The 254-nt window shown below is 46.5% G+C and carries 1 protein-coding gene; it reads right to left on the bottom strand.

Translation table 11 applies throughout. From position 1 onward, the window contains the following. Positions 1 to 5 precede the first annotated feature (5 nt). Positions 6 to 254 (bottom strand): 30S ribosomal protein S2 (locus tag AAEZ22_RS18510; RefSeq protein ID WP_352298533.1); only part of this gene is annotated, 249 nt, incomplete at its 5' end.

Below are 254 nucleotides of genomic sequence, written 5' to 3'. Positions count from 1 at the left end.
GCTATTTATTCTGCTGGAGTGGCTGCTTCTTCGGTAGCCGCTTCAGCTGGTGCTGCTTCAGTAGCTGCTTGCTCTACAGGTTGCTCTTGATCAGCTTTGCCGCCTGATTGAGTCTGTGCGTATTCTTTACCAGCAATAATCGCATCAGCCATAGAAGTTACATACAAAGTCACGGCACGGATAGCATCATCGTTTGCTGGAATGATGTAATCAACGTTATCAGGGTTAGAGTTGGTATCAACGATACCGATAAC

The organism is Pseudoalteromonas sp. 20-MNA-CIBAN-0454 (assembly GCF_040308685.1).
Classification (GTDB): Bacteria; Pseudomonadota; Gammaproteobacteria; order Enterobacterales; family Alteromonadaceae; genus Pseudoalteromonas; species Pseudoalteromonas nigrifaciens.
This window is presented reverse-complemented; position numbering and strand designations above follow the sequence as displayed.